Source organism: Lactiplantibacillus sp. DA1, from assembly GCF_032681335.1.
Lineage (GTDB): Bacteria > Bacillota > Bacilli > Lactobacillales > Lactobacillaceae > Lactiplantibacillus.
Genome location: NZ_JAWHTQ010000002.1, coordinates 12925 through 36308 on the forward strand (window position 1 = coordinate 12925; position 23384 = coordinate 36308).

Below are 23384 nucleotides of genomic sequence, written 5' to 3' on the forward strand. Positions count from 1 at the left end.
AATTTGGTGTCCAACCAAGGTGGTACCGCGGAAAAATCCGTCCTTGACTGTCATTAGTCATGGACGGATTTTTTTGATGGGAGGCAGTTCAATGCAGCAACGATGGCAACTAACCACAACTCAAGTAAAAATATCTTATTAATGAGGAGTGGTTCAACATGAATCCAACATTACCAACCTTAATCGCTTATCAAGATCATTACCCCTACGTGCCAGTAATGGTCAAACGGCCACTCGCCGCTTTTGATCCACTCGCGGTAGCTAAAATTGTTCATCAAATGGGGAACGGTTTTGCACTAACGATTGACCGACACCAACGATATAGTTATTTCAGTTTTGAACCGCATCAAAGTCTCACGGGACAAGGACTTGTCAAGGATGGTCGGCCAGCTAATGAGACGCTACAAGCCATTCTAAACCAATATCGAACGCCACGAATTCAAGGGTTACCACCATTTACCGGTGGTCTGATGGGATATTTCGGTTACGAATACGTGCAACAATTTGTGCCCAAATTGCATTTAAAATCAGCGGCGACAACTGGCCTCGATGATCTGGGCTTATTCTTAGTTACAAGTGTACTCGTATATGACCATCGGCACCACGAACTGGGACTGACACAACTGATTCCAACAGATCATCTAACGGCCACTTATGCGACAACGCAAGCTAAATTAACGCAAAGATTGTCCGCCATCATGCAACAATTACAACAACCGTTAGCTTTGCCGCCATTCCACTTACAGCAGCCGTTACAGATGCAAGCGGATCAGGCTACTTATGCGAAGCGTGTTGATCGAATTCGACACCACATTTATGCGGGCGATATTTTTCAAATGATATATGCTAATCCATGTTTGGGGACCATGAGCGGGTCATTGCTGGCAGTTTATCAGCAACTTCAAAAAACGGTGGCACCGTATAACTGTTATTTTAAACAAGCTGATTTTGAAATGACGGCAGCGTCACCAGAAACGTTAGTCACGAAGGATGGTGAACAAGTCGCAACGTATCCGTTGGCTGGGACAAGACGTCGTGGTCGAACACCTGCCGAAGATCAGCAGTTGGCCCATGAATTACAAACCAGTCCTAAAGAAGTTGCCGAGCATAATATGTTAGTTGACCTGGGACGTAACGACTTAGGGCAAGTTGCGAAGTTTAAAAGTGTCCGGGTGACTAATTTGCGACGATTAATTCGTTATTCAAAAGTCATGCATCTAGGGTCCCGCGTGGCCGCAGAAGTGGCGCCCACCACTACGGCCCTCCAAGTACTTGCCGCTACTTTCCCAGCCGGGACGTTAGCAGGAGCGCCTAAGATTGAAGCAATGACTCTGATTAATCATTACGAGCAGGCCCCGCGTGGCGTTTATGGTGGTTGCTTTGGCTATTTAGATTGTAACGGTAATTTGGACATGGCAATTGGAATCCGGCTGGCCTACCGAATGAATGAACGGTTGGTCATTCCAGCGGGTGCGGGGATTGTCGCTGACAGTATCGGCACACAGGAATTTAAGGAGTGCCAGAACAAACAACGGGTGGTTGTCAATGCAGTACAAGACGCAGAAAGGTGGGCTAATGATGGAACTATTAATTGATAACTATGACAGTTTTACTTATAACTTGTATCAACTAATTGGCCGGTTGACGCCCGATGTTCGGGTGATTAAAAATGATGACTTAACGGTCACGGCAATCCAAGCGTTACAACCTGCTCATATTATTTTGTCACCAGGACCGGGAACGCCAGCGCATACAGGGGTTAGTCCACAAGTGGTGCAACAATTAGCTGGTCAGGTGCCAATACTAGGGGTTTGTATGGGCTTAGAAGTCATGGTCACGGCCTTTGGTGGGTCGTTGCGAGCCGCCCAGCATTTAGTTCATGGGCAGGCCACATTAATGCATGTCCAGCCATCGGCACTATTCAAAGATTGTCCGATGCAGTTCGTGGCGGCACGCTATCACTCATTAGTAGCCGATTCCGACCGCTTACCCATGAATTTTCGCGTCATTGGAACGAGTGATGATCAGGAAATTATGGCGGTGGAAGATGTAGGCCGTCAACTGTATGGGGTTCAATTTCATCCCGAATCGATCATGACACCTACAGCCATTGGTGAACAATTGATTCGTAATTTTTTAGCACTTAAACACTAAACAGACGAGAGTGGAGGAAGACTTATGATTGAAACAGCGATTGCACAACTCACCAACCAAAAAAATATGGATTTTACGATGAGTCAACAAGTCATTACAGAAATTATGAAAGGTCAAGCCACCGACGCACAGATTGGCAGTTTTTTGACTGCTTTAGCCATTAAAAAGGCCACCATCGATGAAATTGCGGGCGCGGCCACGGCAATGCGGGCCCAAGCGTTACCCTTCGAAGTGAATCAGCCCACGCTGGAGATTGTTGGGACGGGTGGGGATCGGTCGAATTCGTTTAATATTTCAACGACCACCGCTTTAGTTGTTGCGGCGGCAGGGGTGCCAGTAACCAAGCATGGTAACCGGGCGGCGTCGTCCAAGAGTGGTGCGGCAGATGTTTTGGAGGCGCTCGGTGTCAAAATTGATTTGACACCGGACCAGAGTTCAGTACTGCTAGAACGGACGAATTTTGCCTTTATGTATGCGCGTGAATATCATCAGGCGATGCGGTTTGTTGCCCCAGCCCGACAACAAATCAAGATTCCAACTATTTTTAATGTGTTAGGCCCGTTAGCTAATCCGGCCCACGCAGAGATGCAACTATTAGGAGTGTATCGGCAATCCTTGATGGCCCCATTAGCCGAAGTTTTGATGCGTTTAGGTGTTAAACATGCGATGGTCGTGCACAGCCAGGATGGTTTGGATGAAATTTCTGCAGCGGCTCCTACTGATGCGATAGTGATCAATCATGGGCGGCAAGCAATGCTGACCTTGACGCCTGAACAGTTCGGGTTGTCGCGCTGTGATCATGCTGACTTGATTGGTGGTAGTGCTCAAGTCAACGCCGCCATCACCCGGTCAGTACTCGCTGGGGAACCAGGCGCACCACGTGATGTGGTCTTGATGAATGCCGCGGCGGCGTTACACATTGCCAAGCCGCAGTTGGACCTGGCGGCTGCTTTTGAACTGGCCCGTCAAACGATCGATCATGGGGCTGCTGCAGCCGAGCTAGACCGTTTAATTCAGGAAAGTCAGGCGGTGATGGCTTCATGATACTAGACCAACTTGTTCAAGCAAGCCAACAAAGGGTTCAGGCCGTGCCAGTTGTCGACCGTGAGAAGCTCATCCGACAAGCTCGGAAAATGACCACGCCGGTCCCATCATTTGAAACCATGCTTGCTCAGCCAGGATTGCAGATCATTGGTGAAGTTAAGCGGGCGTCACCTTCTAAGGGGCTGATTGCGGCTGAATTTGATTACTTACAGATTGCGCAAGCCTATGTTGCTGCTGGGATTGATGCAATCTCGGTATTGACCGAACCCCGATACTTTCAAGGACGATTGACTTATTTGCAAACTATTGCGCAAACCGTAACAGTCCCTACATTGCGTAAAGATTTTATTGTGGATGCAAGCCAGATTGCGGCCGCCCGCGTTGCTGGTGCTAGTGCGGTTTTACTAATCGTTGCCATTTTAACACCGGTTCAACTGCAGGCTTTCATTACATTGGCCCATAAGCTGAATCTGTGTGCGTTAGTAGAAGTCCATACAACGGCTGAGATTCGACAAGCGGTGGCAGCGGGGGCCCAGATTATTGGCATTAACAATCGTAATTTGAAAGATTTCAGTGTCGATTTTGCAACAAGTTGCCAATTGCGACAAGCAGTTCCAGCTGAATGTTATGTGGTCGCCGAGTCGGGTATTCAAACGGCCACGCAAGTTCAACAGTTGGTCGCTGCTGGCTTTGACGCCATGCTAGTTGGCGAAACGTTGATGCGTGCACCAGATAAGGGGCAAGCTGTCATGCAACTACGAACGGGGGCGCGCGAATGACCCAAATCAAAATTTGTGGCTTAATGCGATCAGCGGATGTCGTGATGGTCAATCAGGCACAACCGGATGCGATTGGGATGGTGTTTGCCCCTGGCCGGCGACGTCAAATCACAGTGGCGACTGCGCGCCAACTAGCCCAGCAGTTAGATTCGCGTATTCGGCGAGTCGGCGTGTTTACAACTAATCAATTATCGGAAATTCTAGCTCTCGTGCAACAGCGCATTATTCAGGTGGTCCAGCTACACGCTGCCGTCGATGATCCCCGGATTGCGTCCTTGATGGCCGCCCATGTGCCGGTGATTCAAGCGATACCACCAGCGAATGCTACGCAATGTCAAGCGGATTACTTATTATTGGATAATGCCCGTCCAGGTAGTGGACAGGTGTTGGATTGGAATCGATTACAATCACAGCGTCCCGTCCGGCCGTTTATCTTGGCTGGTGGTTTAACACCGACGAATGTCGTAACGGCAATCAACAAGTTACACCCGGCAATGGTCGATGTGGCTAGTGGTGTCGAGACGGCGGGCAATAAGGACCGTGAAAAAATCGATCTGATGGTCCAACGGGCGCACCAAACGGGCGTATCAGCACCATTACTAACGAGAAATATGGAGGAATTAGCATGATTAAAAATCAATCACAAGCAGGTCGTTACGGCGACTTTGGGGGTCAGTACGTTCCAGAAACATTAATGACCGAACTACAGCGTCTGGATCGTGCCTTTCAACATTACCGGCAGGATGCGCAGTTTCAAGCAGAGTTGACTGACTTATTGAATAACTATGCGAACCGACCATCGTTGTTGTACCATGCACAACGGTTATCAGATCAATTAGGTGGTGCCCAGATTTATTTTAAACGTGAGGACTTGAACCATACGGGCGCCCACAAGATTAATAATGTCTTGGGACAGGCACTACTGGCAAAAAAGATGGGCAAGAAGCGGCTGATTGCTGAAACTGGGGCCGGTCAGCATGGGGTGGCAACTGCGACCATCGCGGCGTTGTTCGGGATGGAATGTGAGGTCTTCATGGGTAAGGAAGATACGGATCGCCAAGCCCTGAATGTTTATCGGATGCAACTATTAGGGGCCAAGGTCCATCCCGTCACGACCGGATCGATGGTACTGAAAGACGCGATTAACGCGGCCTTGCAAGAATGGACGCGACGTTGTGATGATACGGCTTATATTATGGGGTCGGCGACGGGGCCACACCCATTTCCAATGATGGTGCATGAGTTCCAGAGTGTTATCAGTGTTGAGGCGCGGCAGCAGATTCTTGACCAAACGGGCCATTTGCCGGATGCAGTCGTGGCTTGTGTTGGTGGTGGTAGCAACGCCATTGGCAGTTTTGCAGCGTTTCTTGATGACTCATCCGTTCAGTTGATTGGTTGCGAGGCAGCTGGCAAGGGCGTTCAAACGCCGTTGACGGCTGCAACGATTGAACGCGGTCGGACTGGCATCTTCCATGGGATGAAATCACTCTTTTTACAAGATGCGGCCGGACAAATTGCCCCGGTCTACTCAATCTCGGCTGGGCTTGATTATCCTGGCGTTGGGCCGGAACACGCCTATCTAGCTGCAAGTGGTCGGGCCCAATATGTGGGGATCACCGATGATCAAGCAGTGCAGGCATTTGAGCTGATTGCCAAAGTTGAAGGGGTGATCTGTGCGATTGAGAGTGCCCACGCGGTCGCCTACGTGCAACAATTAGCGCCAACCATGCGGCGTGATCAGACCATTGTTTGTACGTTGTCCGGTCGTGGAGACAAAGATGTGGCGGCAATTGCAAAGTATCGAGGGGTGACGATTGATGACTGATTTAACAACCATTTTTCAAGATCATAAGGCATTTATTGCTTTTGTGGTGGCCGGTGATCCAAGTTTTACAGCGACAGTTGACCAAGTCGTTGCTTTAGCAGAAGCGGGCTGTGACCTCGTTGAGATTGGCATTCCGTTCTCGGACCCCGTGGCTGATGGGCCCGAAATTCAAGCTGCTGACTTACGCGCCTTTGACCAACACATCACCCCCCAACGGGTTTTTGAATTGGTCGCGGCAATTCGAGAAAAGACGGCCGTTCCACTCGTGTTTTTAACTTATGCGAATATTGTTTATCAATTCGGCTATGCCAACTTTGCGCAACAGTGCCAAAAGTTAAATGTTGCTGGCTTGATTATTCCCGATTTGCCATTAGAGGAGTCTGGTGAGCTCCGGCCAACTTTAGACCAGTATGGTATCGCTTTGATCCCATTGATTGCGCCGACGAGTGATGACGCACGTATCGCCGCGATTGCCCACCAGGCACGAGGCTTTATCTACGTCGTGTCATCGTTAGGTGTAACTGGAACCCGTCAGCACATTACGACTGATTTAGCGACGTTGGTGGCGAAGATTCGTTATGCGACCACGTTACCTGTCGCGATTGGTTTTGGTATCCATGAGCCAGCGCAAGCCCAAGCCATGTCACAAGTTGCTGATGGGGTCATCGTTGGTAGTGCGATCGTACACTTGATTGCAACGCATCAACCAGCGACGGCAGTGCTAACTGATTATACGCGACGGATGCGCCGCGCATTGGATGGTCATACCGCCGATACGGTTGATTGATCTTGAGTGCTATGATGTTGTTGTGATTTTTGCCGGTGACTTCAATTAAACGCTGGGAAACGTTAGGATAATGTGCTAGGCTGAAAACAGTTTACTGAATTTTGAGGACGTTGATGATAACGGTTGACGCTAACTAAACCAGTTAATTTAAGGAGACCTCCACATGGCTGATGTATTGATTATTATTGATATGCAAATTGGCGTCTGTCGCGGCCCGCAACCTGTTGCCAATCTGACGACTGTAATGGCGGGAATCCAACAGCGCATTGCAAAGTATCGGTCACAAAATAAGCCGATTGTGTTTGTTCAACATCACGATGCGGATTTGGTTGCCGGTTCGACCGATTGGCAGATTATGCCAGCGTTGCCAATTGAGGCCACTGACATAGTAGTCCACAAAACGCACGCTAATGCTTTTTATCAGACGGATTTACAAGCCCAATTAACGATGCTTGGGTGCCAATCGCTTGAAATCTGTGGTGCTCAAGTCGAATTTTGCGTTGATACGACGATCAAGATGGCACACGGTTTGGGCTACCAACTTGAAATGGTGCGGGGACTGACTACGACGACGGCTAATCCGATGATGAGTGCCCAACAAACCATTGATTTTTATCAGGACCGGATTTGGAACCACCGTTTTTTGACCTTGGTGACGGCGTAAAGGTCGATTGGTAATTTGCGAGATGGATAGGGTATGAAGTAATTTTTTAATCTAAGCATCAAAAAGCAGCAGGCTTAACGACCTACTGCTTTTTTGAGTACAAAGAGGTGTATTGAGTATTTAAAATGATTTAAATCATTTTTAATCATAAGTTGAAATTCAACATGATTTTATACTAATGAATGCGATTTCGATTCAATGATTAATCTGCAACTAATCCGCCGTAAAATTATGTTGGGCTGCCAACTGATGCTTAACGCGCCGCATTTTCTCAGGCAACTCATCATCGGCCAACGTATCATGCACAGCACAAGTTCCTGCATCTTCAGCAACTTGGTAGTACCAACATTTATAATCAACGACGTCTAGTGTCGCTTGCAATTCTGCCAATTGTTTTTGTAACGCGGTGCGTCGTTCTTGAAACATCGCCCGCCGTTTTGAGATGGTGGCGTCACCGGCCATAGTCCAGTCAACAAACGTTTTAATTTCTTTGATGGTTAGGCCCGCATTTTTTAAACATTTAATGAGATAGATAAATTCTAAATCAGATTCCTTAAATAGTCTTGTACCGACCTTATTGGAACTGCGCGTGACAAAATCAAAGAGCCCCTCCTTGGCGTAATAGCGCAATGTGTACGTGGTGAGGCCGGTTCGTTTGGCGACATCGTGAATGGTTAAATACATCGGTAAGCTCCTTTTTCTAGAAAATTCTTGACTGATAGTTAACTATCAAGTCTAGAATTAAATATATGAGTGATCATATTATTTGTCAATGACCGGCTTGGCTGGTGCAATTACTAGTCGTAGTGCGCATAGCCTTGGTATAATTAAGGTGTGTTATTGACTTTCAATATTATTTTAATGATGAAGGGAACGACCGCTGACGAATTCGTCATTTTAGCGGCCAAAGGTGATTAATATGAAATCAACAATTTTTGAAGAAGCTGGGCGCGTCTCTGTTCAGGAAGTTGCCAAACCAACGTTGCAAGCTGATGACGATGTCATTGTGCGGATTGTCCGGACCTGTGTCTGCGGTTCTGACTTGTGGGCCTACGCACATGGCGATAATAAAGATGCGCACTCGACCAATGATGGTCACGAAGCCATCGGGATCGTTGAAGCAATTGGTTCCGAAATTACGACGGTCAAACCGGGCGATTTTGTCATCACACCATTTACGCACGGTTGTGGTGAATGTGCGGCCTGTTTAGCTGGCTTTGATGGCACTTGTGATCGGCACCCAGGCCATACAAATTGGTCTAATGGTTTCCAAGCAGAATATATTCGCTTCACCTATGGTAACTGGGCGTTAGTGAAGATTCCCGGCCAACCTGGTGATTATACGGAAGGCATGCTCAAGTCACTGCTGACGTTGGCCGACGTGATGCCAACGGGTTATCACGCGGCGCGGTGTGCGAATGTCCAAAAGGGTGACAAAGTGGTCGTTATCGGGGATGGCGCAGTTGGTCAATGTGCCGTGATTGCGGCTAAGTTGCGCGGGGCCTCCCAAATCGTTTTGATGAGCCGTCACGAAGATCGGCAACAAATGGCACTTGAATCTGGCGCGACCGCGGTCGTTGCTGAACGTGGTGAAGAAGGCATCGCTAAAGTACGTGAAATTCTCGGTGGTGGTGCTGACGCGGCGTTAGAATGTGTTGGGACCGAAGCAGCCATTGACCAAGCCTTAGGTGTTTTGCACAATGGTGGCCGTGTCGGCTACGTTGGGGTACCGCATTATAACAACCGGCCGCTTGGATCAACCTTTGCCCAAAATATTGCGGTTGCAGGTGGTTCGGCTTCCGTCACGACTTATGACAAACAATTCTTACTCAAAGCCGTCTTAGATGGTAATATTAATCCGGGCCGGGTATTTACGCAAACCTACCCATTAGCCGACATTAATCAAGCTTATCAGGATATGCAAAATCGCAAGACCATCAAAGCGATGGTTGTGATTGACTAACTGCTGGTGTCAGTAGTTAATCAAAGATTAAAATACGTATAAGTCAAAGAGTCGCCTCAGCGCAAATTAATTTGTGCTAAAGCGACTTTTTTAGTTTGTAGCACCTAGTATTGGATTGCCGTGTTAGGTTAACCGACATGTTTGTATTAGGCAGATCAGCGCAATGAATAGATTTTAGCTCTGAAACTTTAAGATATTTAATTCGTATTTGGGGGTGATCGCTTTGATAGGTAACCGTTCAAAAAAACGCACTTTGCTATCTGTCACGCAATCAACTTGCTATACTGAATCAAAAATGAGGTGAGTGCAATGCGCGTCTTTACTTGGATCGTGCGAGCAATTGCAGGTGCTGCCGTTTTGATGTGTGCCATTATGATTGGCTTGGCGCCCCAAACGGTCGTGACACATTTTAATCATGCGGGCTTGGCTGATTCGTTTGGCAGTGGCTGGTGGTTAGTGATGTTACCATTATTAGTTGTGGTCATGGGTGAAGTCATTATTAAACTAGCACGGCAAAAACGGCGCAAATTAGGACTTTTGCAACTACCAACACTGACGGTTTTTGAAGGTCAATGTTTAGGTGTCATGGTGAGTTTTAGCGTCCTATTGTGGTTATTAATGCAGTCAGAAGTCCAAGGTCGTTTAGTTAGTGGGATGGTTGGCTGATGGTTATTAGAGTGATAAATTGTCATTACTATAGTATACGAATTCGCTTGAAGTTAATTTCAAGCGAATTTTTTTGACTGCTATTTTTTCAATACTTGCCCCATGACGTGTTTGTAGGCTGTTGGCGGCCGTATCATTAGCTACCTGAACTGATTTTACAATTGATCGCTAGTTGTCAATCATCATAAAATATGGCACGTAATGTTATGATGATGACGTGATAAATCATTAAGCTATTGCGACTTTCTATGTAAACTACTGGTATTGATAAAACATAGGAGGTCATTGAGATGGCAGTTATTTTAATTACGGGTGCAAGCAGCGGGATTGGGTTTCAGACGGCGAAGGACTTGGCTCAACAAGATCATATTGTTTATGGTGCTGCACGCCGACTAGATAAACTTGAAGCGTTAGTACCATATGGCGTCAAACCATTGTTACTAGATATTACCAGTGAAGATTCAATTAGTCAGGCCGTAGCAACCTTAATTGCCAATGAAGGTCGCATTGATATTTTGATCAACAATGCGGGTTATGGTTCATACGGCGCCGTGGAGGATGTTTCCATTGATGAAGCCAAGCAACAATTTGAGGTTAATTTATTTGGGATGGCGCGGCTGACACAATTAGTTTTACCGTCTATGCGTGCGCAACATCAGGGCCGCATTATCAATACGTCTTCGATGGGTGGCCGGTTGGTGAGTTATATGGGCGCGTGGTATCATGCCACTAAGTATGCGGTCGAAGCGTTTAGTGATGCGTTACGAATGGAGACTAAGGGCTTTGGTATTAAAGTTTCAATCATTGAACCTGGTGGGATTAAAACGAACTGGGGATTTATTGCTGCGGATCATTTAGAAGCGTCAGCACAGCACAGTGCGTACCAGACACAAGCGACTAAGGCTGCTGCGGGTATGCGACGCCAATATTCGTCGCGAATGTTGTCTGATCCCAAAATTATCTCTAAAGCAATTTCTAAGGCGGTCAATCAGCGGCGGCCACGGGTACGTTATTTAATCGGATTTGGTGCTAAACCGTTGGTACTTGCCAAGACGATTTTACCGACACGCGTTTTTGATTTTATCATGATGCATGCCAGTTAGTGGGAGTGATTAGTGTGAAAATTATGGTTTCTGAACAGTTTCAACGTTTTATGAAAAGTCTTGACGTTGATTTAAATAGCCTGCTTGAAGCGGCCGGCGTTAATAAGGTCGTTTGGCAAGAACAATTGACACTTTCTGATGTCGAGTATTGGCAATTAATGAATGAGTTTGATAATCAACTAACGGATGAAATGATTCTTGGCCTAGGCAATATTACTAATATTAATACGTTTATGCCGTCCTTTTTCGCGGCATTAGCTGCTAAGAATGGTGAACAAGCGATTGAACGCATGGCGACCTATAAATCATTGATAGGTCCGGTTCATTTGAAAATAGTCACTAAGTCAGATGTTGTTAGTATCCATATTGTGGGAAATAGTCTTGGCATCGAATTGCCGCGCTTCACGGTTATGACGGAACAATTGTTGTTAATCAGTTTATTACGGGTGGGCACGGGAAAACCAATTAAACCGACTGCGATTGGTAGCAAGTATCAATACGGCGCTCAGATTGATGACGTGATTGGCACTCGGTCCCAACGACTGACCGATAATTGTGTTCAGTTTCAAGTCGCGGATTTACAGCGGGCGTTTATCTCGGCTAATAATTCAATGTGGACATTTTTACAACCGGGGCTAGATCAACAGAAGCTGGTCATTGAACGCGACCAATCATTGCTTGGAACTGTCCAAGCGCTACTGTTGAAGAAAATCCCTAGTGGCTCCTTTTCAATTGATGAGGTGGCAGCAAGTTTGAATCTCAGTAAACGAACGCTACAACGAAATCTTGGGGCTTTAGGAACAACCTTTAATGACGAGGTCCAAATTGCTCGCCAGACTTTGGTGGTGCCATTGATGAAAGATCAAGCGCTTAGTCTGATTGAAATCAGTTATTTATTAGGGTATGCAGATCCAGAATCATTCTCACGGGCTTTCAAAAAATGGTTCCAGCAAAGTCCATCTATTTATCGGCAACAATTGTCGGGAAGGCTCAAAAACTAACTGGTGGTGCCACCTAGATTAAAAATTAACGGGGATCAAAGCAGATACACGCGATGAACTTAGGCTGAGAAACGACTTGAAAATCAATCGGTAAAAAACAATTGTGTTTAAGAATGCATGTTCTTAGGCGCAATTGTTTTTTGGCATACTTCAAGTTTGTGCCAATCGGGAATTAATGTATTTATCATTGCCAACTGAAATCAGAAATAGGTAAAAACTTGATTATAAACTTTATAGTCAAATCGCTAACCTGCGCGGATTCGTCAGCGGATTACGGCTCCCAAAAATGACCAACAAGAAATTATTCGCAAAAAAATAAAGGTGGGATAAGGCTTATTTTATCGGGATTTAAGAGGTTGCAAAAGCAACATACTATGAATTAATCTACTGAAATCAATTGACAAGAATTGGCCAGACGATTAACTTAATGCCATTCCCAAACGCCGTGAAAGGAGCGACTAATTATGAGCGTGTTAGAAGCAAGTGAAATTATGCAATTAATTCCCAACCGGTACCCAATCTTATTCATGGACCGGGTGGACGAACTAAATCCGGGTGAGTCAATCGTGGTGACGAAAAATGTCACCATCAATGAGTCATTTTTCCAAGGGCACTTTCCCGGTAACCCGGTCATGCCGGGCGTGTTGATTATTGAAGCTTTGGCGCAAGCCGCGTCGATTCTGATTTTGAAATCTGAAAAGTTTGCTGGTAAGACGGCTTATCTTGGCGCCATTAAGGATGCCAAGTTCCGTAAAATTGTCCGTCCCGGTGATGTCTTGAAGTTGCATGTCCAAATGGTCAAGCAACGGTCCAACATGGGAACGGTCAGTTGTCAAGCGATGGTCGGTGACAAGGCCGCCTGCACAACTGATTTAACTTTTATCGTTGGTGCAACGGATTCAAAATAGAAAGGTGGTAATGGCAATTCGGCAATTGTCGTTTGGGAAAGCTTTTGAAAGTATTGCCGATTGTAACTAACCATGACAACTAATTTTTCGATTTTAGCGAGTGCCAAAGCACTTCCCACTACCCAAGTGATGAATCAAGAGCTTACGCAATTGATGGCGACTTCTGATGATTGGATCAAACAGCGAACGGGAATTCGTTCTCGACGCATCGCGACTACTGAAACCACTACTAGTTTGGCCGTTTCGGTAGCCCAGCAGTTGTTACAGCAAAGTCAGTTGGCGGCCACGGCGATTGATTTGATCATTGTAGCGACCATGTCACCGGATTATTTGACACCGGCGACGGCCCCTCAGGTACAAGCTGCGATTGGGGCCGAAAAGGCGATTGCCTTTGATATCAATGTCGCCTGCGCGGGCTTTGTGTATGGGATGCAGTTGGTTCAACAATACTTACAACCAGGTCAGACTGCTCTGTTAATCGGTAGTGAGACGTTAAGTCGGTTGGTGGATTGGCATGACCGCAGTACCGCCGTTCTATTTGGGGATGGCGCGGGTGGCATGTTGATCAGTGCTAACCCATCCCTGATGACTGGGCGCTGGCTTGGAAGTCATTATGCAACGTTTGGTGCGGATGGACACTACTTAACAGCGGGGCAGCAACCCCGGGTGAATCCATGGTCAATAGCTACTGATGACGCGGATGTCAACCGTTGGGCCTTTCAAATGAACGGTCGGCGGGTTTACGATTTTGCCACCAAGCAAGTCCCACGTTCGATTGAGCAGGCGTTAATTCAAGCGGATCTCAAATCGAGTGATATTAAGGCATTTGTGCTTCATCAGGCCAATGCGCGGATTGTTGCTAGCGTCGGTCAAAAATTAAATTTGACCTCAGCACAATTGCCCCTGAACATTGCCCAGTACGGTAATACCGCAGCGGCCAGTGAGCCGATCCTATTTGCCGAAATGGTCGCCCAAAAGCAAGTTCAACGTGGTGACAAGCTGGTGTTTACCGGTTTTGGCGGCGGCTTATCCGTCGGTAGTGCCGTAATTGAGTATTAATTGATAACTGAAAACAAGCATTTAAAATTAATTTAAAAATTCTGGAGGAATCAACAATGACTAAAACTGAAATTTTTGACCAAATTAAAAAGATGATCGTGGAACAATTAGACGTGGACGCTGACAAGATTACGATGACAACGAATTTTACCGAAGACTTAGCGCTTGATAGTCTAGACGTTTTTGAAGTGATTGATAAGATTGAAGACGAATATGATATCGAAATCGAAACGGATGACGCGTTAGCAACGGTTGGTGATTTAGTTGATTATGTGGCGACTCATCAGGAAACTAGCGAGGATTAAGTCATGAAAACGGCAATCTTATTCAGTGGTCAGGGACAACAGTTTGCCGATATGGGGGCCGATCTTTATCAAACATTACCAGCATATCAAGCCACGATCGACGAAGCTAATCAAGTGTTGGACTGGGATCTGCGGGTAACGGCCGATTGGATTGATGATGCCGAACGGATGCCAGTTGCCATTACAGCGATGAATATGGGACTGTATCATGCATTAACAGCACTAACTGATAATTGTCCGACTGTTTTAGCCGGTTTAAGCCTTGGGGAGTATGCGGCACTAATGGCGGCTGGTGTTCTACCATTCACGGATGGCTTGAAGCTAGTGGCTGATCGGGCGCGGTATATGCAACGAGCAGGGTTACAGCGCCCTGGGGAGATGGTCGCGGCACTCAAAGTAACGCCGGCACTGGTTGCAGCTGCTTGTCAAAGTGCCCAAGCAGTGGGGGTTGCGTATCCAGCTAATTACAATTTGACTGATCAGATTGTCATTGGCGGGGATGCAGCTGGTATTCAAGCGGCGACGGCCTATTTAAAAACACAGGGCGTCAAACGTGTCGTGCCGTTAGATGTGGCGGTGGCTTCACACACGCCATTGATGTCGGCGGCCAGCGAAGCGCTAGCTCAGCGTTTACGCTTTATCAACGTCGCAGCACCCCAAATTCCGGTCATCAGTAATACGACCGTGACGCCCTTTAGCCAGGCAACTGTCAAGGAAACGTTGGTAAAACAGTTAGTATCGCCAACGCACTTTGCGGCCTGCTTACAACGAATTGCGACATATGAGGTCGATGAGATTATTCAAGTTGGACCGGGGCATAGTTTAGCAACTTTTGCCAAACAAACATTGCCGGGGGTAAGGGTTTGGTCAATTGAAGATGTGACAGATTGGCAGAATTATTGTCAGGATACTGAGGAGGTACGTGAGCGTGGATGAAGTGATTTTAGTCACTGGAGCTGCTAAGGGTATTGGTTTGGCAACAGTCAAACGGCTGGCAGCTCAGGGGGCCAGCGTTATTTTAAACGTTCATCATGAAATTGAAGCGGCCGATTGGCAAGCATTAACGGCTGAATATCCACGGTTGACGCAATTAGTTGGTGATGTGAGTGATGATCAAACGGCGGCTGATTTAATTGAGACCGTGATGACAAATTTTGGTCGCTTAGATGGACTCGTGAATAACGCTGGTGTGACCCATGATCAGTTATTAACGCGGCTACACGCGGAAGATTTCATGAGTGTGATTCAAACAAATTTATTGGGCACATTTAATATGACCAAATACGCTTTAAAAGTCATGCAGCGACAGCGACAAGGCGCCATCGTTAATGTTGCTAGTGTGGTCGGGTTACATGGCAATATCGGCCAGGCGAACTATGCGGCTAGTAAGGCTGGAATTATTGGTTTAACTAAAACGACGGCAAAGGAAGCGGCTCGGCGTCAAGTGCGTTGTAATGCGGTGGCCCCAGGAATGATTACGACGGCCATGACGGCACAATTGAATGACCGTGTCACGGCGGCTGCCTTAAGTGATATTCCACTCAAACGCTTTGGGACGCCCGACGAAATTGCCCAAGCAATTGATTTCTTGTTGCACCAGCCGTACTTAACGGGACAAGTACTAACAGTTGACGGTGGCATGACGATATAAGATATGGGAGGTTATCCAATGACAGAACGAGTAGTTGTGACTGGAATGGGTGCGGTGACGCCCCTCGGTAATAGTGTTGATGAATTTTTAACCGGGTTATTCGCGGGTCAAGTTGGGATTAAACCCATTACGAAGTTTGACGCGACGCCCACTGGGATTACAGTTGCCGGTGAGGTTAAGGACTTTCGGCCAGAAGAACGAATTGAAAAGAAATTAGCGAAACGTTTAGATTTATTTTCTGTTTACGGCCTATACAGTGCGAGTGAAGCCATGGCGCAAGCCGGACTGAATGAAGCAAATGTTGACCCCGAACGGCTAGGCGTTATTTATGGCTCGGGTATCGGCGGGTTAACAACAATTGAAGCCCAAGTGATCAAGATGCACGACAAGAGCCCCAAACGGGTTTCACCGTTGTTCGTGCCCAATTCAATTATTAATATGGTCGTTGGCAATATTGCGATGCAGTTTAACGCGCAAAATACCAGCCAAGCGATTGTGACTGCGTGTGCGTCAGCAACGAATGCCATCGGTGATGCGTTCGAATATTTGCGTCAGGGGAAAGCGGATGTCGTGATTACGGGTGGCTCGGAAGCTTCGGTCAACGAAATTGGTATTGCAGGGTTTGCATCCCTGACGGCGTTGTCCAAAGCAACCGATCCAGCGTTGGCATCGTTACCTTTCGATCGCCAACGCAATGGGTTTGTGATGGGTGAAGGGGGCGCAACGTTAGTCTTAGAAACGTTGGCCCATGCCCAAGCCCGAGGCGCCCAGATTCTTGGTGAAGTTGTGGGTTACGGAACGACTAGCGATGCTTATCATATGACAGCCCCCCGACCGGATGGTGCTGGTGCCAAACGTGCCATGCAACAAGCAGTCGCGGAAGCGGGTATCCAACCAGGAGATGTCGATTACATCAATGCTCACGGAACGGCTACCCATGCGAATGATAGTGCTGAAGCCCAAGCGATTGAAGCGTTATTTGGTCAAAATGTCGCAGTCAGCAGTACTAAAGGAATGACGGGGCACTTATTAGGCGCTGCGGGTGCGATTGAAGCCGTTGCAACAATTGGTGCGCTGCAAGCGGGTCAATTACCTGCGAATATTGGTTGTACGGACCAAGATCCTGAGTGTCCAGTCAATTTAGTAACGCCAGCAACTCAACATCAAGCCGCAACCTATGCTTTGAGTAATTCATTTGGTTTTGGGGGCCATAATGCCGTGGTTGCCTTTAAGAAGTGGGTGAATGTATGAGTATGACGGATACGGAAGCGATGACCGCCCTGATCGATCAGTTTAATCAATCCAGCGCTCAAGTCATGGACGTCAAGACGACAACCTTTGAACTGCATTTGAATAAACAAGCTGAAACTGCCCAAATGACGGCAACGCAGCCGCACCAAGCAGTGGTCGATACCTCGGCATCATTGCCCACACCAACGAGTGAAACGCCGGCCCAATCGGAAGGGACAACGGTTACAGCGCCCTTAGTCGGGGTGGCTTACTTGGCAGCTGATCCGAAACAGGCACCATTCGTTCAAGTCGGTGATCATGTCAAGGCTGGGGAAACCTTGTGCGTGATTGAAGCAATGAAAATGATCAACGAGGTTCCCAGTCCAGTTAGTGGGACGGTTAAGGAAGTACTAATTAAGAATGCAACTATGGTTGAATTTGATGAACCATTGTTTGCCATTGAGGAGACGACCGTTTAATGGAAGTTACTGATTTAATTCCTCAACGTTTTCCGTTGCAATTATTGGACCGTATCATAACGGTCCAACCAGGTGTTAGCGCGACAGCGGAAAAATTAGTTACGATTAATGAATGGTTTTTTCAGAGTCAGACACTGACCGGCCGGACGATGATTCGACCAGTATTATTAGAGATTTTGGCTCAGACGGGAGTTGTGGCTTTATTATCGATGCCGGAACATCATGGTAATAACGTCTTTTTTGGCGGAATTCGGCAGGCTGTTTTTCAGACGGATGTGCGCCCTGGTGACCGGTTAGAAGCAACGGTGACATTAACTAAGTTGCGCCGTCAAATTGGAACAGGTCATGGCGTAATTACCTGTGCGGGTCATGAAATCGTTAGTGCTGATTTAACCTTTGTAATACAAGCCTGAAGGAGGTATGGCGATTGTTTAAAAAAGTCTTAGTCGCGAACCGTGGTGAAATTGCGGTCCAAGTTATTCGCGCGCTTCATGAGATGGGGATTAAAGCGGTCGCTGTTTATTCAGTGGCCGATCAAGAGAGCTTATTTGTACATCTGGCTGATGAGGCGGTCTGTATTGGGGCGAGTCCCGTCAATCAGTCATATTTGAATATGCAAGCAATTATTAGCGCTGCTAACTTGACCGGATGTCAGGCCATTCATCCGGGCTACGGCTTTTTATCTGAAAATGCCGAATTCGCCCAAATGTGTGCGGATTGTCAGTTAACGTTTATTGGGCCGCGTCCTGAGGTGATTGACCAGATGGGCGACAAGGAAAATGCCCGGCAGACCATGCAACGATTAGGCGTACCCGTGATTCCCGGGAGTCCATCGGTGCTTAAAGATGTTGAGGCGGCCTTGCAAGCTGCTGATACCTTAGGTTACCCAGTTATGATCAAAGCCGCTGCTGGGGGTGGCGGTAAGGGGATTCGCGCTGTTAACAATGATCAAGATTTAGCGAAGGCCTTTCGAACAGCTCAGCAGGAAGCTCAAGCTTCATACGATGATCATCGGTTGTACTTAGAAAAAATCATTGCCCCGGCGAAGCATATCGAAGTGCAGGTCTTAGCCGATCAACAGGGCCATGTTATTTATTTACCAGAGCGCGATTGTTCGCTACAACGGAATCATCAAAAAGTGCTAGAGGAAAGTCCATGTGCGGTCATCACGACTGCTGAACGGACCAAATTGGGACAATTAGTGGCTAACGCAACCAAAAAGTTGGGTTATACAAATACGGGTACCTATGAGTTTTTGATGGATCAGCAGCATCATTTTTATTTTTTGGAAATGAATACGCGGTTGCAAGTTGAACATACGGTTACTGAAATGGTAACGGGTATTGAATTGATTAAAGCGCAAGTACAAATTGCAGCTGGTATGCCATTAAAAATCAAACAAGCGGATGTCAAAATTCATGGTGTTGCCATGGAGTGTCGCTTGAATGCGGAGGATCCGTACCACGATTTTCGACCGCAACCTGGAAAAATCACCCGGTTGATCTACCCAATGGGGACACTGGGAGTCCGGATTGATGCTGGTGTGGTGACTGGTAGCATGATTGCACCGTTTTACGACTCGATGATTGCCAAAATCATTGTTCACGGTATTAATCGGAAGATGGTCAGTCGCAAGATGCATCGTTGTTTGTTGGAATTGACCATCGATGGGGTTCAAACGAACCGGACCTTCTTAGCAGGATTAGTTGCAGATTCGACTGTTGGCCGTGGTACCTATACCACAGCTTATATCGAACAAGACTTTTTGAAAGGATGGTTAAGTGATGCCCAAGCGCAAGTTTCAAGCACCCACTGAACGGCAGTTAGCTGTTCGCCGGGATAATATCCCAGACGCGTTATTGACGCGCTGTCCAGTTTGTCATGAAGATTGTTATACTCAAGATCTCGGTGAATTCAAGGTATGTCCCCATTGTGATTATGGGTTTCGCTTGCCTGCTTGGCAACGTGTTCAACAATTGACGGCGAGTTTTGAAGAGCGGGATGCGGACCTGAGTGCGCCCGTCAGTTTTGATGACCCTGCATATTTAGAAAAGTTGCAGCGTGCCAAAGCAGCCTCACACTTGAATGAGAGCGTATTGACTGGTATTGGGACATTAGCGACTTATCAATTTGGGTTAGGTGTCATGGAAACTAAATTTATGATGGGGAGTTTGGGGGCGGCAACCGGTGAGAAAATTACGCGATTATTTGAAACTTGTACGACCCAAAAACTTCCCGTTGTGATGGTTACTGCTTCTGGCGGGGCGCGTATGCAAGAAGGCGCTCGTGCATTGATGCAGATGGCTAAAGTGTCCACGGCGGTTGCAAATCACCGAAAAGCTGGACTGTTGTATATTACAATTTTAACTGATCCAACCACTGGTGGTGTCACGGCTAGTTTTGCGATGCAAGGTGACATTATGTTGAGCGAGCCACGAGCGCTCATTGGATTCGCGGGTCGGCGGGTCATTGAACAAACCATTCAACAGACACCACCTGCGGATTTTCAACGGGCGGAAACCTTATTGGCCAATGGGTGGTTGGATCAAATTGTGCCTCGGCCAGCCTTGCGAAAAACGCTACAACGATTATTAACAATCACCCAGGGAGGTCAGCACAATGCCTAAAACAACGGCCTATGAACAAGTTCAAGCAGCCCGTGATGCTAGTAAGATTAGCATTCAAACATTGATTGATGGCTTGACGGAAGACTTCTTTGACTGCCACGGTGACCGTCAACGGGCTGATGATCCAGCTGTGATCGCGGGTTTAGCAACGATTGCCGACCGACCCGTCACCATTATTGGCATTCAGAAGGGGCAAACTTTAGCTGAAAATCAAGCCCGGCACTTTGGCTGTGCGACGCCTAGCGGTTATCGGAAAGCACTACGATTGATGCGGCAAGCAGAACAATTACGGCAGCCGGTCGTGACCTTAATCAACACGCCGGGTGCCTATCCGGGGGTTGATGCGGAATATCAAGGTCAAGGTCGAGCGATTGCTGACTGCTTATTAGCGGGATTGCAGTTAAAAGTACCATTTTTGAGTTTGATTGTTGGCGAAGGTGGTAGTGGTGGTGCGCTGGCCCTAGCATGTGGCGATCAGGTTTGGATGCTAGCAAATAGCACTTATTCAGTGCTGTCGCCTGAAGGCTATGCCACTATTTTATGGAAAGAATCGCAACGTGCCGCTGAAGCTGCGGAAAAAATGCGCTTGACGCCGACAGAATTATTGGCAGACGGGATTATTGATCGGATTATTCCTGAAGTAGCAACCGCAGCAGATTGTCAACCGCTGAAAACGGCCATTGACGAAGCTTTAACGGCTTTAACAGCCAAGCCGGTGACGGAACTAGTGGCGCAACGCCAAGCCCGTTATCGACAATTTTAAACAAGTGAGGAATGATAAGTATGGACGGAATTTTAGCAGGTAAGACCATTGTTGTTATGGGAGTTGCCAATCAACGGAGTATTGCGTGGGGGTGTACCGAGGCACTAATGGCACAAGGGGCCCAAGTCATCTTGACTTACCAAAATGACCGTTTGAAACAAAGTTTGCAACGATTTGTGGCGCCAGATGTGCCGTTAATTGCCTGTGATGTTGCTGATGATAACAATGTTGATCGGGCATTTGCAAGCATTAAACAACAGTATGGTGCCATCGATGGAATTATCCATGCGATTGCTTATGCGGATAAAGCAACGTTAGAAGGTGATTTTGTGAATACCACGAAAGCTGGATATGATTTGGCACAAAATATTAGTGCGTATTCGCTGATTGCAGTTGCCCGAGCAGCTCGGCCAATGCTGAAACAAGGAGCCAGTCTCGTAACGTTGACGTATTTTGGATCAGAGCGGGCCGTACCAAATTACAATATGATGGGGGTTGCTAAGGCCGCGTTGGAAGCAAATGTGCGTTACTTGGCACGTGACCTTGGACCACAACAAGTCCGCGTGAATGCAATTTCAGCCGGAGCAGTCAAAACGTTGGCGGTAACGGGTATTCATGAGCATCAGCAATTATTAAAATTATCTCGCAGTATGACGGTTGATGGTGAACCGGTAAAAACGCGTGAAATTGGCAACGTGGCCGCCTTTTTATTAAGTGATTTGTCGACTGGGATGACCGGGGACGTGGTATATGTGGATAAAGGGGTTCACTTAAGTTAATGCCAATCACTCAAGTTGTCTTTAAACGGCAGTGGCTTCAGATGCCGGTCGATGTTTCTAAAAAAATGCGGCGGGTCACTCAGCGAACTGTGAGTCGCCAATTAATTCAGCAAGTGTTATCGGTACCATTAGCTTATCATCGATTGGGCCAGCCGTATTTTCCAAGTCATCCTCAATTAGGTGTTAGTGTTAGTCACACGCACCAGTTAGTGATGGTAGCGGTCGGTCCGGGACCACTGGGAATTGATGTTGAACAGGTCCGTCCACATGATTTAGATGCCATTCGACGGGCCTTTACGCCTGCAGAATGGCATCTTTTACAAACCTTATCGGCGCAAGAACGACAGCGGCTGGGGTGGCAACTTTGGACGGCTAAAGAAGCTGTGTTAAAGCTAGTGGGCTGTGGTTTGACCCAGGCACCACGTCAAGTTGAAGTACTCGATTTAAAGTATGGGCGCGTGCGCTATCAATCCCAGTCATATCAGTTGACGCCCTTGGCATTGTCTGCGACATACGTGGGCTTTTTGGCACAACATGCTTAAATAGGCCTAGTCAAGGATAGCAAGTATCGATATCCTTGACTAGGCCTATTATTGTGATGTTTGGTTAAACTTGGTAATATATTATTGAAATAATGTTGCATGATAGTCAAATATAATTGGTGAAGCAATTACATCTTGACTATCATGAAATTTACTTGATTGAAGGTAGCTTAACATGCAAATTCGCCGTTATCAGGCGCATGATTTAAACGAGGTTCTTGCCTTGTTTCAACAAACTGTTAGACAGGTAAATATCCGAGACTATTCGACGACGCAGATTAAGGCTTGGCTGGGCACTGATTCCGTTACTATTCATCAGCATTGGCAACAACGATTATTAACAACAACGACGATGGTTATATTGGATGGACAGAAGTTAATTGCTTTTGGCAATATCCTAGCTACGGGATATTTAGATTGTCTTTATGTCCATACGGAATATCAGCGTCAAGGTCTGGCTAAGTGGTTGGTGACGACATTAGAAGCATCAGTATCAGTTACCCAATATACGGTTGCGGCTTCAATTACGGCCGTACCATTTTTTGTTGCTCAAGGGTATCATGTCATTCGTCGGCAAGAAGTTGTCCGTGCCGACCAAGTATTAACTAACTTTTTCATGATCAAAACTAGTTGTGAGTAGCCAACAAGAAGGTGTAACCAAGCTGTAGACATTATTAGCTGATCTGTGTCAGTCAAATCAGATCTGCTAATAATGATTGAATTTTAGCAATGTTGAATCAAGACGATGATGTCTCAGCCGTCACGCACGGTCATTTGATCTGACCGGCTTTAAGTAATCCGATTGCCGGAACGTGGCAGCACAGATTTGAGCCGTCGTCCATATCTCGAATGCTGGCCTTCCAGTCGGATAGTCTTCGTATGGCAGACATGGATGTACGCAACTATTAGTGGACTAGGTACCGTTTCTCATGAACAGCAGTTTTTCAAATTAACTGTCAGACTGATTATAATTGCGATAACTCAGCTAGTTTTGGGAATCGGACTAAGTGTACAATATTGCCGACGAACAGGATTCATCTAATTAGTGCGTATTA

Annotated in this window: 27 protein-coding genes; 26 read left to right on the forward strand and 1 reads right to left on the reverse strand. The window is 46.9% G+C overall.

Annotation, left to right across the window (positions count from 1 at the left end; all coding sequences use genetic code 11):
• Positions 1-158 precede the first annotated feature (158 nt).
• From RXV91_RS02635 to RXV91_RS02670, 8 genes are all read left to right on the forward strand, one after another.
• Positions 159-1595, forward strand: coding sequence for an anthranilate synthase component I family protein (locus tag RXV91_RS02635; RefSeq protein ID WP_316438551.1), 1437 nt, complete (start codon positions 159-161; stop codon positions 1593-1595).
• Positions 1579-2154, forward strand: coding sequence for an aminodeoxychorismate/anthranilate synthase component II (locus tag RXV91_RS02640; protein WP_316438945.1), 576 nt, complete (start codon positions 1579-1581; stop codon positions 2152-2154). The genes RXV91_RS02635 and RXV91_RS02640 overlap by 17 nt, the downstream gene beginning before the upstream one ends.
• Before the next feature lie 24 nt (positions 2155-2178).
• Entirely contained in the window at positions 2179-3198 is a 1020-nt protein-coding gene (gene trpD / locus RXV91_RS02645; protein WP_316438552.1) for an anthranilate phosphoribosyltransferase, read from the forward strand.
• Positions 3195-3977, forward strand: a complete 783-nt coding sequence (gene trpC, locus RXV91_RS02650) for an indole-3-glycerol phosphate synthase TrpC (RefSeq protein ID WP_316438553.1) — start codon at positions 3195-3197, stop codon at positions 3975-3977. The genes trpD and trpC overlap by 4 nt, the downstream gene beginning before the upstream one ends.
• Positions 3974-4606 carry a phosphoribosylanthranilate isomerase gene (locus RXV91_RS02655; protein ID WP_316438554.1) on the forward strand — a complete coding sequence of 211 codons (633 nt, stop codon included), beginning with the start codon at positions 3974-3976 and terminating at the stop codon, positions 4604-4606. Before trpC ends, RXV91_RS02655 begins: the two co-directional genes overlap by 4 nt.
• On the forward strand, positions 4603-5802 hold the full coding sequence (gene trpB / locus RXV91_RS02660) for a tryptophan synthase subunit beta (RefSeq protein WP_316438555.1): 1200 nt from the start codon (positions 4603-4605) through the stop codon (positions 5800-5802). Before RXV91_RS02655 ends, trpB begins: the two co-directional genes overlap by 4 nt.
• Positions 5795-6589, forward strand: coding sequence for a tryptophan synthase subunit alpha (trpA, locus tag RXV91_RS02665; protein WP_316438556.1), 795 nt, complete (start codon positions 5795-5797; stop codon positions 6587-6589). The genes trpB and trpA overlap by 8 nt, the downstream gene beginning before the upstream one ends.
• A 163-nt stretch (positions 6590-6752) precedes the next feature.
• Positions 6753-7253: a cysteine hydrolase family protein gene (locus RXV91_RS02670; protein WP_316438557.1), complete on the forward strand. Its 501-nt coding sequence runs from the start codon at positions 6753-6755 to the stop codon at positions 7251-7253.
• A 213-nt stretch (positions 7254-7466) separates the two neighbouring features.
• Here RXV91_RS02670 and RXV91_RS02675 read toward each other — a convergent pair whose 3' ends face one another.
• Positions 7467-7937, reverse strand: a complete 471-nt coding sequence (locus tag RXV91_RS02675; RefSeq protein ID WP_316438558.1) for a MerR family transcriptional regulator — start codon at positions 7935-7937, stop codon at positions 7467-7469.
• Between the two features lie 235 nt (positions 7938-8172).
• Here RXV91_RS02675 and RXV91_RS02680 point away from each other — a divergent pair, with 235 nt between their 5' ends.
• The 18 genes from RXV91_RS02680 to RXV91_RS02765 all read left to right on the forward strand — a co-directional run bounded on the left by RXV91_RS02680 (position 8173) and on the right by RXV91_RS02765 (position 22969).
• Positions 8173-9216, forward strand: coding sequence for a zinc-binding dehydrogenase (locus RXV91_RS02680; protein WP_131509813.1), 1044 nt, complete (start codon positions 8173-8175; stop codon positions 9214-9216).
• 309 nt (positions 9217-9525) lie between these two features.
• Positions 9526-9882 (forward strand): DUF1648 domain-containing protein, encoded by a 357-nt coding sequence (locus RXV91_RS02685; RefSeq protein WP_316438559.1) that lies wholly within the window; start codon positions 9526-9528, stop codon positions 9880-9882.
• 290 nt (positions 9883-10172) lie between these two features.
• Positions 10173-10985 carry an oxidoreductase gene (locus RXV91_RS02690; RefSeq protein ID WP_316438560.1) on the forward strand — a complete coding sequence of 271 codons (813 nt, stop codon included), beginning with the start codon at positions 10173-10175 and terminating at the stop codon, positions 10983-10985.
• 23 nt (positions 10986-11008) lie between these two features.
• Positions 11009-11986: an AraC family transcriptional regulator gene (locus tag RXV91_RS02695; protein ID WP_316438946.1), complete on the forward strand. Its 978-nt coding sequence runs from the start codon at positions 11009-11011 to the stop codon at positions 11984-11986.
• Positions 11987-12450: 464 nt separating this feature from the next.
• Entirely contained in the window at positions 12451-12894 is a 444-nt protein-coding gene (gene fabZ / locus RXV91_RS02700; RefSeq protein ID WP_003640408.1) for a 3-hydroxyacyl-ACP dehydratase FabZ, read from the forward strand.
• Positions 12895-12966: 72 nt separating this feature from the next.
• On the forward strand, positions 12967-13953 hold the full coding sequence (locus RXV91_RS02705; protein WP_316438561.1) for a beta-ketoacyl-ACP synthase III: 987 nt from the start codon (positions 12967-12969) through the stop codon (positions 13951-13953).
• Between the two features lie 56 nt (positions 13954-14009).
• Entirely contained in the window at positions 14010-14258 is a 249-nt protein-coding gene (acpP, locus tag RXV91_RS02710; protein WP_011101500.1) for an acyl carrier protein, read from the forward strand.
• A gap of 3 nt (positions 14259-14261) precedes the next feature.
• Positions 14262-15194 (forward strand): ACP S-malonyltransferase, encoded by a 933-nt coding sequence (locus RXV91_RS02715; protein ID WP_316438562.1) that lies wholly within the window; start codon positions 14262-14264, stop codon positions 15192-15194.
• Positions 15181-15909 (forward strand): 3-oxoacyl-ACP reductase FabG, encoded by a 729-nt coding sequence (gene fabG, locus RXV91_RS02720; RefSeq protein WP_003644334.1) that lies wholly within the window; start codon positions 15181-15183, stop codon positions 15907-15909. The genes RXV91_RS02715 and fabG overlap by 14 nt, the downstream gene beginning before the upstream one ends.
• A gap of 18 nt (positions 15910-15927) precedes the next feature.
• The gene (fabF, locus tag RXV91_RS02725; RefSeq protein WP_316438563.1) at positions 15928-17160 is read left to right on the forward strand and encodes a beta-ketoacyl-ACP synthase II; all 1233 of its coding nucleotides are present in this window, start codon (positions 15928-15930) and stop codon (positions 17158-17160) included.
• Positions 17157-17618, forward strand: a complete 462-nt coding sequence (locus tag RXV91_RS02730) for an acetyl-CoA carboxylase biotin carboxyl carrier protein subunit (protein WP_316438564.1) — start codon at positions 17157-17159, stop codon at positions 17616-17618. The genes fabF and RXV91_RS02730 overlap by 4 nt, the downstream gene beginning before the upstream one ends.
• Positions 17618-18031, forward strand: a complete 414-nt coding sequence (locus tag RXV91_RS02735; protein ID WP_316438565.1) for a 3-hydroxyacyl-ACP dehydratase FabZ family protein — start codon at positions 17618-17620, stop codon at positions 18029-18031. The genes RXV91_RS02730 and RXV91_RS02735 overlap by 1 nt, the downstream gene beginning before the upstream one ends.
• A 14-nt stretch (positions 18032-18045) precedes the next feature.
• Entirely contained in the window at positions 18046-19434 is a 1389-nt protein-coding gene (locus RXV91_RS02740; protein ID WP_316438566.1) for an acetyl-CoA carboxylase biotin carboxylase subunit, read from the forward strand.
• Positions 19403-20245, forward strand: a complete 843-nt coding sequence (locus tag RXV91_RS02745) for an acetyl-CoA carboxylase carboxyltransferase subunit beta (RefSeq protein ID WP_316438567.1) — start codon at positions 19403-19405, stop codon at positions 20243-20245. Before RXV91_RS02740 ends, RXV91_RS02745 begins: the two co-directional genes overlap by 32 nt.
• A complete protein-coding gene (gene accA / locus RXV91_RS02750; RefSeq protein ID WP_316438568.1) occupies positions 20238-21008 on the forward strand; it encodes a carboxyltransferase subunit alpha in 771 nt (256 codons plus the stop codon). Before RXV91_RS02745 ends, accA begins: the two co-directional genes overlap by 8 nt.
• 20 nt (positions 21009-21028) lie before the next feature.
• A complete protein-coding gene (fabI, locus tag RXV91_RS02755; RefSeq protein ID WP_316438569.1) occupies positions 21029-21787 on the forward strand; it encodes an enoyl-ACP reductase FabI in 759 nt (252 codons plus the stop codon).
• Positions 21787-22329, forward strand: coding sequence for a 4'-phosphopantetheinyl transferase superfamily protein (locus RXV91_RS02760; protein WP_316438570.1), 543 nt, complete (start codon positions 21787-21789; stop codon positions 22327-22329). Before fabI ends, RXV91_RS02760 begins: the two co-directional genes overlap by 1 nt.
• 175 nt (positions 22330-22504) lie before the next feature.
• Positions 22505-22969 carry a GNAT family N-acetyltransferase gene (locus tag RXV91_RS02765; RefSeq protein WP_316438571.1) on the forward strand — a complete coding sequence of 155 codons (465 nt, stop codon included), beginning with the start codon at positions 22505-22507 and terminating at the stop codon, positions 22967-22969.
• Positions 22970-23384 lie beyond the last annotated feature (415 nt).

Bases quoted from the DNA above. Each gene is read 5' to 3' on its own strand.
- fabF (WP_316438563.1), top strand. From the start codon at position 15,928: ATGACAGAACGAGTAGTTGTGACTGGAATGGGTGCGGTGACGCCCCTC.
- RXV91_RS02715 (WP_316438562.1), top strand. From the start codon at position 14,262: ATGAAAACGGCAATCTTATTCAGTGGTCAGGGACAACAGTTTGCCGAT.
- RXV91_RS02680 (WP_131509813.1), top strand. From the start codon at position 8,173: ATGAAATCAACAATTTTTGAAGAAGCTGGGCGCGTCTCTGTTCAGGAA.
- acpP (WP_011101500.1), top strand. From the start codon at position 14,010: ATGACTAAAACTGAAATTTTTGACCAAATTAAAAAGATGATCGTGGAA.
- RXV91_RS02690 (WP_316438560.1), top strand. From the start codon at position 10,173: ATGGCAGTTATTTTAATTACGGGTGCAAGCAGCGGGATTGGGTTTCAG.
- trpC (WP_316438553.1), top strand. From the start codon at position 3,195: ATGATACTAGACCAACTTGTTCAAGCAAGCCAACAAAGGGTTCAGGCC.
- fabI (WP_316438569.1), top strand. From the start codon at position 21,029: ATGGACGGAATTTTAGCAGGTAAGACCATTGTTGTTATGGGAGTTGCC.
- trpA (WP_316438556.1), top strand. From the start codon at position 5,795: ATGACTGATTTAACAACCATTTTTCAAGATCATAAGGCATTTATTGCT.
- RXV91_RS02735 (WP_316438565.1), top strand. From the start codon at position 17,618: ATGGAAGTTACTGATTTAATTCCTCAACGTTTTCCGTTGCAATTATTG.
- RXV91_RS02765 (WP_316438571.1), top strand. From the start codon at position 22,505: ATGCAAATTCGCCGTTATCAGGCGCATGATTTAAACGAGGTTCTTGCC.
- RXV91_RS02640 (WP_316438945.1), top strand. From the start codon at position 1,579: ATGGAACTATTAATTGATAACTATGACAGTTTTACTTATAACTTGTAT.
- RXV91_RS02695 (WP_316438946.1), top strand. From the start codon at position 11,009: ATGGTTTCTGAACAGTTTCAACGTTTTATGAAAAGTCTTGACGTTGAT.
- RXV91_RS02745 (WP_316438567.1), top strand. From the start codon at position 19,403: ATGCCCAAGCGCAAGTTTCAAGCACCCACTGAACGGCAGTTAGCTGTT.
- accA (WP_316438568.1), top strand. From the start codon at position 20,238: ATGCCTAAAACAACGGCCTATGAACAAGTTCAAGCAGCCCGTGATGCT.
- RXV91_RS02705 (WP_316438561.1), top strand. From the start codon at position 12,967: ATGACAACTAATTTTTCGATTTTAGCGAGTGCCAAAGCACTTCCCACT.
- fabZ (WP_003640408.1), top strand. From the start codon at position 12,451: ATGAGCGTGTTAGAAGCAAGTGAAATTATGCAATTAATTCCCAACCGG.
- RXV91_RS02730 (WP_316438564.1), top strand. From the start codon at position 17,157: ATGAGTATGACGGATACGGAAGCGATGACCGCCCTGATCGATCAGTTT.
- trpD (WP_316438552.1), top strand. From the start codon at position 2,179: ATGATTGAAACAGCGATTGCACAACTCACCAACCAAAAAAATATGGAT.
- RXV91_RS02685 (WP_316438559.1), top strand. From the start codon at position 9,526: ATGCGCGTCTTTACTTGGATCGTGCGAGCAATTGCAGGTGCTGCCGTT.
- RXV91_RS02655 (WP_316438554.1), top strand. From the start codon at position 3,974: ATGACCCAAATCAAAATTTGTGGCTTAATGCGATCAGCGGATGTCGTG.
- RXV91_RS02635 (WP_316438551.1), top strand. From the start codon at position 159: ATGAATCCAACATTACCAACCTTAATCGCTTATCAAGATCATTACCCC.
- RXV91_RS02670 (WP_316438557.1), top strand. From the start codon at position 6,753: ATGGCTGATGTATTGATTATTATTGATATGCAAATTGGCGTCTGTCGC.
- RXV91_RS02760 (WP_316438570.1), top strand. From the start codon at position 21,787: ATGCCAATCACTCAAGTTGTCTTTAAACGGCAGTGGCTTCAGATGCCG.
- RXV91_RS02675 (WP_316438558.1), bottom strand. From the start codon at position 7,937: ATGTATTTAACCATTCACGATGTCGCCAAACGAACCGGCCTCACCACG.
- trpB (WP_316438555.1), top strand. From the start codon at position 4,603: ATGATTAAAAATCAATCACAAGCAGGTCGTTACGGCGACTTTGGGGGT.